Origin of the sequence: Streptomyces sp. NPDC047974 (genome assembly GCF_040653375.1) — a bacterium.
Lineage (GTDB): Bacteria > Actinomycetota > Actinomycetes > Streptomycetales > Streptomycetaceae > Streptomyces.
The window spans coordinates 51,836-59,989 of record NZ_JBEZNU010000037.1 but is presented as its reverse complement, the minus strand read 5'-3'; the positions used below and the strand labels follow the sequence as shown (position 1 = coordinate 59,989).

Here is an 8,154-nt window from a genome sequence, read left to right as displayed (position 1 = left end):
GTGAGGTTGGCGGGCATCCAGGCGCCGATGGAGAGGGTGGCGATGGATCCGTCGGCGAGTCCCTTGTACCAGGCGTCGCTCCAGGAGCTGATGGGAGCGACGAGCTTCTCGTCGAGGAGCTTCTGCCAGGTGGCGGTGTACTTCTTGGTGCCCTCGTCCTCGAAGTCGACGCTGATGCTGGTCCCGCGGGAGAGGTACGGGCGGCCGCCCGCCTGCCAGATGAGGCTGGTGGTGGCGCCGGCGTCGCCGGTGTCGTTGGTGATGAAGATCTTCGGGTCGGCCTTGTGGAGGGTGCGGGCCGCCTCGACGTACTCGTCCCAGGTGGTGGGCACCTTGACGCCGTGCCGGTCGAAGACCTTCTTGTTGTAGAAGAACGCCATGGGCCCCGAGTCCATCGGCAGGGCGTTGATGCGGTCGTCCTGGTGAACGGCGTGCCAGGGGCCCGGTGTGAACTTCTGGGCATGCGTGATGGCGCCGTAGGGGGAGAGGTCTTCGACGGACTTGCCGATGGCGAACTGGCCGAGGGCGTAGTACTCGATCTGGGCGACGTCGGGGGCGCCGGAGCCGGCGGCGATGGCGTTCTGCAGGGCGGTGTACTGCTTGTCGCCGGTGCCGGCGTTGACGAGTTCGACGTCGACCTTGGGGTACTTCTTCTCGAAGTCTGCCGCGACCTTCTTCAGGGTGGGTTCCCAGGCCCAGACCGTCACCTTGCCGCCCTTCTCCAGTGCGGCGGCGATGTCCTTCGGGCCCGTGGTGCCGCCGGTGCCGGCGTCCGAGTCGTCGGAGCCGCAGGCCGTGGCGGTGAGGGCCATGGCGGAGACCGCGAGGAGCGTGCCGAGGAGTCTGCGGGGGGTGCGGTTGCCCATGGGGTCTGCTCCTGACGGGTGACGTGCGGGTGGGACGGACGGAAGGGGCGGAGGGCTGGTACGCCGCAGGGCTGCCGCTACGCGGCCCCGTCTGCCCGCTGGGCAGCGGCGCCCGCACCGAGGAGGCGACGGAGGCGTGGCGGAGCCAGGTGGGAAGCGCTGGAGGGAAGGCCCGAGGCAGAAATGTTTACGTAATCATCGAAGGCTCGATGGTTGCACCGCCGCAGAGGGGCGTCAAGTACGGGGAGGGGAGCGGCGATCCCCGGCCGGGGCGGCCCTGCGCGCGGCCACAGGACGCGCACGCGATCCCCGGCGCAGGGCGCCGTCCGCGTGGACATCGTGCCGGACACCGGGGAGCGTTCCTCCGGCCTCGGGGGCGACGGGGAGGGAGCTCCGTGGAGACTCCCCGGGCGAGGTGTCAGATCGAGGGGCGCCGTGCGGTCAAGGAGGTGAACGATCACCGTTCCCGTGCAGCAGAAGGAGCTTCCCGTGTTCGCCACCTACGTCGTGGTCACCGTCCTCACCTCGGTCGTCAACGGCTCGGCCGCCCTCGCCAACCTCATCGGTCACGACTATCCGAAGAGCCAGGCGGACAAGATGGGCGTCCCCCGGTCCTGGATGCGGTGGCTCGGCACCTTGCTGGGCCTGGGGGCCGTGGGACTGGTGGCCGGGTTCGCCGTGCCGCTGCTGGGCACCGCCGCGGCCGTCGGCCTCGTGCTGTACTTCCTCGGTGCGCTGTGGGTCCACCTCAGGGTCGGCGACCACCGGCTCGGTGCCTGGGCCGTGTTCTTCTGTCTGCCCGTCGCCGCTCTGGCCCTGAACCTGTCCCACCACGGCACCTGGTGACCGGAGTACGGCAGAAGGCTCCTGTCGGTGACGACACGGTCGGCCCAGCGCGCCGCCCCTCGTCGCCTCCAAAGCCGCCGGGGAGGCGCATCATGGTCCCATCGGGGCGAGGTCCCGGAGCCGGTAAGAGGGCTGTGGTCCGGAAGCATCGGTGGTGCGCGTGGGACAGGACGGTGGGCAGTCCGTGATCGGTCCCGACGCCTGCGACTCCACGCCGGCGGCGGTGATCGTCACCCATGGGCCGCAGCACCGGATCGCGTACCGCAACGCGGCCCACCGCGAGATGTTCGGCGACCACTCGCCGGGCGCGCCGCTCCGCGAGTTCCTTCCCGTCATGGCCGGCCTGTCCGGTACGTCTCCGACCGACTCCTCCGAGGTCCTCGACCGGGTTCTGGCCACGGGCCGGTCGGAGCTGCTCGCGGCTGTTCCGGTGCGCCTGTCCCGCCCGGGGGCCGACGGGGAGCCGTCGCGCCACCTCACGTGCGCCCTGTCCAGGCTGACCTCGGCCGACGGATCGCACGGAGTGCTGGCCGTGATGCTGGACGTCACCGAGCAGGTCGCCGCCGTCGAGCGGATCCGTGTCCTGTCGGAGGAACGCCGGCTCGCGGTGCTGCGCTACGCCAGCCTGGTCGCCGCCGGCTCCCAGGCGATCTGGGTGATCGCCGCGGAGGGCGGCGTGGTCGAACGCAGTCCCGGCTGGGAACTGATGACCGGCCAGACCTGGGAGGAGTACCGGGGCGACGGCTGGTCCGAGGCGCTCCACCCCGAGGACCGGGCGTCCGTCGTCCGGGACTGGGAAAGGGCTCTCGTCGAGGTGCCCGCGCGCTTCACGACCACCTACCGCGTGCGCATGTCCGACGGGGGGTACCGGCACGTCGCCGTCGAGGCGGCACCGGTCCTGGACCGCGGCAGGGTGCTGGAATGGGTCGGTACCTGCACGGACGTCGAGCAGGAGTGGCAGGAGGCCCGGCGTGACGAGCTGATGGCCCGGGCGATCGCCGCCACCGCGGGAATCGCGGAACTGGGCGAACTGCTCGCGGCGCTCGCCCACGTGGTCGTGCCCGCCGTCGCCGACAGCTGCAGTGTCTATCTGCTGCCGGAGACGCTTCCGCACCCCGGCGACACCCGGTCCGCCGAGCGCGTCGTCGCCACCACCCGGCCGGACCTGCCCGAACTCCCACCGCACCGGGCGGAACACCTGCGCCCCGGCGGTCCCCTGCAGCGCGCGGTCGAGCACCGCAGCCCGGTGCACGCCGTCTTCCCGGCCGGCAGGCCCCCGCCCGAACTCGCCCCTCCGGACACCGAGCCGTGGCTCCCGCCCGGAGCGAACAGCGTGATTCTCCTGCCCGTCGTCGTGGAGGGCACGGTGGCCGCGCTCGTCACCGCCTCCGTGAGCGGAGACCGTACGCCACTCGGGCCGGCGGAGACGGAACTTCTGGGCCTGCTGCTGGAGCAGGCCCACGCGCCGCTCGGCAGGGCGCTGGAGTACCAGCGGACCACGCAGGTGGCGCTCGCGCTCCAGCGCAGCCTGCTCAGCGACCCGCCGGCCCTGCCCGACCTGGAGATCGCCGTCCGCTATCGGCCCAGCAATGCCGCGGCCCAGATCGGCGGGGACTGGTACGACTCCTTCGAGCGTGCCGACGGCAGCCTCGTGCTCACCATCGGGGACGTCACGGGCCACGACCTGCCCGCGGCGGTCACCATGAGTCAGCTGCGCAACATGCTGCGCGGGCTGGCCCTGGGGCGCCAGGACTCGACGGGCTCCGTCCTGCGCCGCCTGGACCGGTCGGTGCAGACCCTCTACCTGGAGTGCACCGCGACCTGCGTCCTCGGCCGGGTGGAACGTCCGGCACCTGGACGCTTCGCCCTCCAGTACTCCGTGGCCGGACATCCGCCCCCGCTGCTCGTCGAGGCCGACGGAACCTCCCGTTTCCTGACCGTCGCCCACGACCCGCTCCTCGGCCTCGCTCCCGACCCCCACTACGACACCGCGACCGAAGCGCTGCCGCCGGGGTCCACGCTCCTGCTGTACACCGACGGACTCGTCGAACGCCGCCACGAGGACATCGACGTCAGCCTCGAGCGCCTGCGCCGGCACGCCTTCGACGCCTGCCGGCTGCCGCTGGACGCCTTCTGCGACGCGCTCCTGGCCGAGATGCCCGCCGAGGACAGCGACGACGACATGGCCCTGGTGGCCCTGCGCGTGCCTCCGTCGGTGCCCGGACCGCCGGGAGGGCGCTCGGAGCGTGACGATCCCGGCCGACAGGGCTGAGCGACCCCGGACGCGTTTGCCGGGCCGAGGGAGGTGCCGGACACTGATGCTGTCGCCACGACAGAGGCCAGGTGGTCGGATGGGTGTGTCCCGCGCGGCATCAGGCGTCCCTCCCGCGCCCCTCGACGGCGTGATCGCCGCCGTCATCGACGGAACGGGCGCCCTCGCCGGGTGGACGCGCGAGGCCGCCGAGCTGTTGGGGTACGCCGACGCCGACGTGATCGGACGCCCCGCTCGGGCGCTCGTGGCTCCCCGCCCACCGCGCGGGGAGCGAGCCTCCGGGGCGCCGGGCGGACGTGTTCTGGCGCTGCGGCGCGTCGACGGCGCGTGCGTGGACGTCTGGGTCAGGCTCCTGCCGATGAGCGGCTCGGCGGTCCTCGCGTGGGGGCTGCCCGTGGACGTTCTCACGGCCTGGGGCGACTACACCGCGATGCCGCGGACGGTCCTCGAACAGGACGCCTGGCAGGTGGCCCTCGTCGACCGCGACCTGCGACTGCGCCGGTGGAGTCCCGCCGTCCGGCGGGCCGGCCGCTTCAGCGCGGGCGGCCGTGACCTGCTGTGCGACATGCCCATGATGGACGGCGGCGGTACCGGCGCGGACCTGCTGCGCCAGGTCATGGAGACCGGACTCCCCGTGGTGGGAGCCGCGGGCGTCCTGCGCGCCCCCCGGCCGGACCAGTCCGACCTGGTCTACTCGCTGACCGCGGCCCCGCTCTACGACCTGCGGGGCGACATCAGCGGTGCCTTCACGTCCCTGGTGGACGTCACCGAGCGCTACGAGTCGGGCCGCCGGCTCAACCTGGTGTACCGGGCCTCCCGCGCGGGTGACGAGCTGGACATCCGCCGCACTGCCGAGGGACTGGTCGACACCTTGGTCCCGGCACTGGGGGACCTGGCGGCGGTGGAGATCTCCGAGGCGGCCCTCCAGGGCGCCGAGCCACCGCTCCGCGTCCACGGGCTGCGCGGCGACTTCCGCCGCATCGCCGCCAAACACGCCCACGGGGCCTGGCCGTCCGACCTGGTCCAGGTGGACGAGATCCTGCCGGCGGTCCCCGACCAGCCGGGCTTCCGCGAGCTGGAGCGGGGCACCGTCCTCGTCTCCAACGACCTCAAGAACTATCTCGGCTTCCTGGGCGACGTGCCGCAGGCGGCCCGGATGGTGCCGCGCGACCTGCACGCCTCGATCGGCGCGGCCCTCGTCGCCCAAGGCCGGGTGCTCGGCTACGTACAGGTGTTCCGGACGAGACGCCCGTACGCCTTCACCGGCCACGACGCCAAACTCGTCAAGGAGATCATCACCCGGGCCGCGCTCGGCATCGACAACGCCCGCCGCTACACCCGCGAGCACCGGGTGGCCGAGACCCTCCAGCGAAGCCTCCTCCCACCGGTGTCGTCCAGCACCGCGGCGGCGGAGACGGCGGGCATCTACCTGCCTCCCCCGGGAGAGGTCGGGGTGGGCGGCGACTGGTTCGACGTGATCGCCCTGTCCTCGCTGCGCACGGCCCTCGTGACCGGCGACGTCATCGGGCACGGCCTGAAGGCCAGCACCACCATGGCCAGGCTCCGCACCGCCGTCCAGACACTGGCCGACCTGGACCTCGCCCCCGACGAACTGCTGGTCCGGCTCGACGACCTGGTCCAGCGCATGGCGGCGGAGTCCGACCAGCCCGACACCCTGGGCGCCTCGGTCCTGTACGCCGTCTACGACCCGGTCAGCCGGCTGTGCCGTCTCGCCAGCGCCGGCCATCCTCCCCCCGTCGTCGTCCACCCCGACGGCACCACCCACGTCGTCGACGTCCTGCCCGGGCCTCCCCTCGGCGTCGGCGGGGTGCCCTTCGAGGTCACGGAGGTGTCCCTGCCCGCCGGCAGCGTGCTGGCGATGTTCAGCGACGGCCTCCTCGACATCGTGCGCCGGGGCCGGCGCGACCCGGTGGGCCCCCTGGCCGACACCGAGGCGGCGTTCGCCGCGAGCCTGCGCGGGGCCTGCCGCCCCGGACGCCCGCTGCGGGAGATCGGCGAGGAACTCGTGGACCCGGAGCGGCAGGCGGCCGAGCGGTCCGACGACATCACGGTGCTCCTCGCCCGCACCCGTGCCGTTCCCGGCGACTCCGTCGCCCAGTGGCGCTTCCCGCCCGATCCCGCCGCCGTCGCCGAGGCCCGCGAGGTCGCCGTCGCCCGGCTGACCGCCTGGGGGCTCCACGAGAACGTCTTCGCCACCGAGCTGGTCGTCAGCGAGCTCGTCACCAACGCCGTCCGCTACGCCAGGGGCGACATCGTCCTGCGCCTGGTACGCGACCGTGTGCTCGTGTGCGAGGTGTCCGACTCCAGCGAGAGCCAGCCCCGGCTGCGCCGCGCCCACAACGACGACGAGGGCGGTCGCGGACTCTTCCTCGTCGCCCAGGTCACCACGCGATGGGGCAGCCGCTACGACGCGTCGGGCAAGACGATCTGGACGGAACAGCTCATCGGCGCGGAGCACGGCCCGACGGAGGAGTGAGCCCGGGGGAGGAGCCGCCCGCCCAGGTGGTGTCCTCGACGGGGAGGACCTCGACGGGGAGGACTTCGACGGGGAGGACTTCGACGGAGAGGACTTCGACCAGGCGGTCGAGCTTGTTGCGGGCGCGGTCGGCGTCGGCGCTCGGGACGGTGATCCGGGCCGTGGCCCGGGGCGAGGTTGTGGAGGCGTAGGACAGCCGGGTCACGGGGATGGCGCCGAGGACGGAGGTGACCCGGCGCAGGGCGGCAGGAGTGTTGTCGAGGGTGAGCGTCAGCGTGCGACCGGGGACGGTGGAGGGGGTGACGCGAGAGGTTCCGTGAGCCATGTCGGGCGTTCCTGTCTGCCGGGCGGGTGGGCCGAGGGGCGGTGGCGAGTCGCTGGTGGCGGAAAACGAAAAGACCCCTCGCGGAATGCGAGAGGTCTGCGTGCGGGCGGTGGGTCGTCCGGGGAGGATCGCTCCCGGGTCAGTCCCGTGCCGGCACGCCGGTGCCGATAATGAGCTGGCGCTGCATGCCGGTGATCGTGGCACAGGGCCTCTGCCGTGGGAAAGTCGTCTCAATATCCGGACCGCCGCAGCGTCGGCCGTCGGGCCCGGGCCGACCAGGGGTGATCGAAGTAGAGTGGGGCGATCGGCGCCGTTCGGGGGCGCCGTCGAGGAGGAGCAGCCGTGACCGAGGCCAGTCCGCCCGCGCGGGAGCGGATCGTCGCCGGTGCGGCGGACATGATCCGCCGGCGCGGGCTCAACGCGACGAGCATCCGGGAGACCGCGAAGCACGCCAAGGCCCCGCTCGGCTCCACCTACCACTACTTCCCCGGCGGCAAGCAGCAGCTGACCACCGAGGCCGTCCGGTACGCGGGGGAGGTCGTCGCGCGCGTGCTGCGGGAGCGGGTGTCCGAGGAGCCCGTCGCCGGGCTGCGCGCCCTCCTGGAGATGTGGCGCGCGATCGTCGTCGGCACCGACTTCCGGGCCGGCTGCACGGTCCTCGCGGTGGCGATCGAGGAGCCCGCCGACCCCGGGGGCTCGTCCGTCCTGGAGGCCGCCGCCGAGGTGTTCGGCGAGTGGGAGGGGCTGCTGGGCGCCTCCTTGCGCGCCCGCGGCGTCGATGCGGAGCGGGCCGCACGGGTCGCGACCCTCGTCGTCGCGTCCGTCGAGGGCTCCGTCGCCCTGTGCCGGGCCAAGCGCAGCCCCGAGCCGCTGGACCGCGTCGCCGCCGAGCTGGAGGCCGTCCTCGTCGACGCGCTCGGTCCGGCCTCCTGAGCGCCTGCCGCGAGGAGCCGTACGGGCTCAGCGCCGGGCGGCCCGTCGGCGGGCGATGAGGAGGCCCAGGACGATGCCGACGAGCAGCGTCACGGTGAGCACGATCCAGAGAGGGAGCGTGACCGTCGGGATCCACAGCCGGATCGTGACGGAGCCGGTGTTGGCGGCGATGAACCAGACGGCGAGCGCGGCGACCAGCAGGAACGCGATGTTCCGCAGTCGCATGTCCCGCCCCTTGAACGTGACGGTCGCGGGCTCGTGCGGCTGCTGGGCGGTCTTCCGGGACATGAGCCGGTTCCTCTCTCGGGGAGGGAGGGTGCCCTTCCCAGTATCGAGCCGGCCGCGGTCCCTGTCCCGGTGGAGCGGGGGTTCGGGAAGTCGTCCACAGGCTGCGGCGGGCGGCCCGGGGGAGGGG

General features: G+C 73.0%; 7 protein-coding genes. 4 read left to right on the top strand and 3 right to left on the bottom strand.

Going from position 1 to position 8,154, the window contains the following annotated elements; translation table 11 throughout:
* The coding region (locus AB0E19_RS33835) for an extracellular solute-binding protein (protein ID WP_362187302.1) at positions 1–866 on the bottom strand (866 nt) is incomplete at its 3' end.
* A gap of 489 nt (positions 867–1,355) precedes the next feature.
* Here AB0E19_RS33835 and AB0E19_RS33830 point away from each other — a divergent pair.
* The 3 genes from AB0E19_RS33830 (at position 1,356) to AB0E19_RS33820 (ending at position 6,481) form a co-directional block, all read left to right on the top strand.
* Positions 1,356–1,712 (top strand): DoxX family protein, encoded by a 357-nt coding sequence (locus AB0E19_RS33830; protein ID WP_362187298.1) that lies wholly within the window; start codon positions 1,356–1,358, stop codon positions 1,710–1,712.
* A gap of 184 nt (positions 1,713–1,896) precedes the next feature.
* A complete protein-coding gene (locus AB0E19_RS33825) occupies positions 1,897–3,984 on the top strand; it encodes a SpoIIE family protein phosphatase (RefSeq protein WP_362187295.1) in 2,088 nt (695 codons plus the stop codon).
* A 79-nt stretch (positions 3,985–4,063) separates the two neighbouring features.
* Entirely contained in the window at positions 4,064–6,481 is a 2,418-nt protein-coding gene (locus AB0E19_RS33820) for a SpoIIE family protein phosphatase (RefSeq protein ID WP_362187292.1), read from the top strand.
* On the opposite strand, the gene AB0E19_RS33815 is transcribed toward AB0E19_RS33820, so the two are convergent.
* Positions 6,447–6,806, bottom strand: a complete 360-nt coding sequence (locus AB0E19_RS33815; RefSeq protein ID WP_362187289.1) for a hypothetical protein — start codon at positions 6,804–6,806, stop codon at positions 6,447–6,449. The genes AB0E19_RS33820 and AB0E19_RS33815 overlap by 35 nt on opposite strands.
* Before the next feature lie 342 nt (positions 6,807–7,148).
* Here AB0E19_RS33815 and AB0E19_RS33810 point away from each other — a divergent pair, with 342 nt between their 5' ends.
* The gene (locus AB0E19_RS33810; protein ID WP_362187286.1) at positions 7,149–7,739 is read left to right on the top strand and encodes a TetR/AcrR family transcriptional regulator; all 591 of its coding nucleotides are present in this window, start codon (positions 7,149–7,151) and stop codon (positions 7,737–7,739) included.
* Positions 7,740–7,766: 27 nt separating this feature from the next.
* On the opposite strand, the gene AB0E19_RS33805 is transcribed toward AB0E19_RS33810, so the two are convergent.
* A complete protein-coding gene (locus AB0E19_RS33805; RefSeq protein ID WP_362187283.1) occupies positions 7,767–8,027 on the bottom strand; it encodes a lipopolysaccharide assembly protein LapA domain-containing protein in 261 nt (86 codons plus the stop codon).
* Between the last annotated feature and the right edge of the window lie 127 nt (positions 8,028–8,154).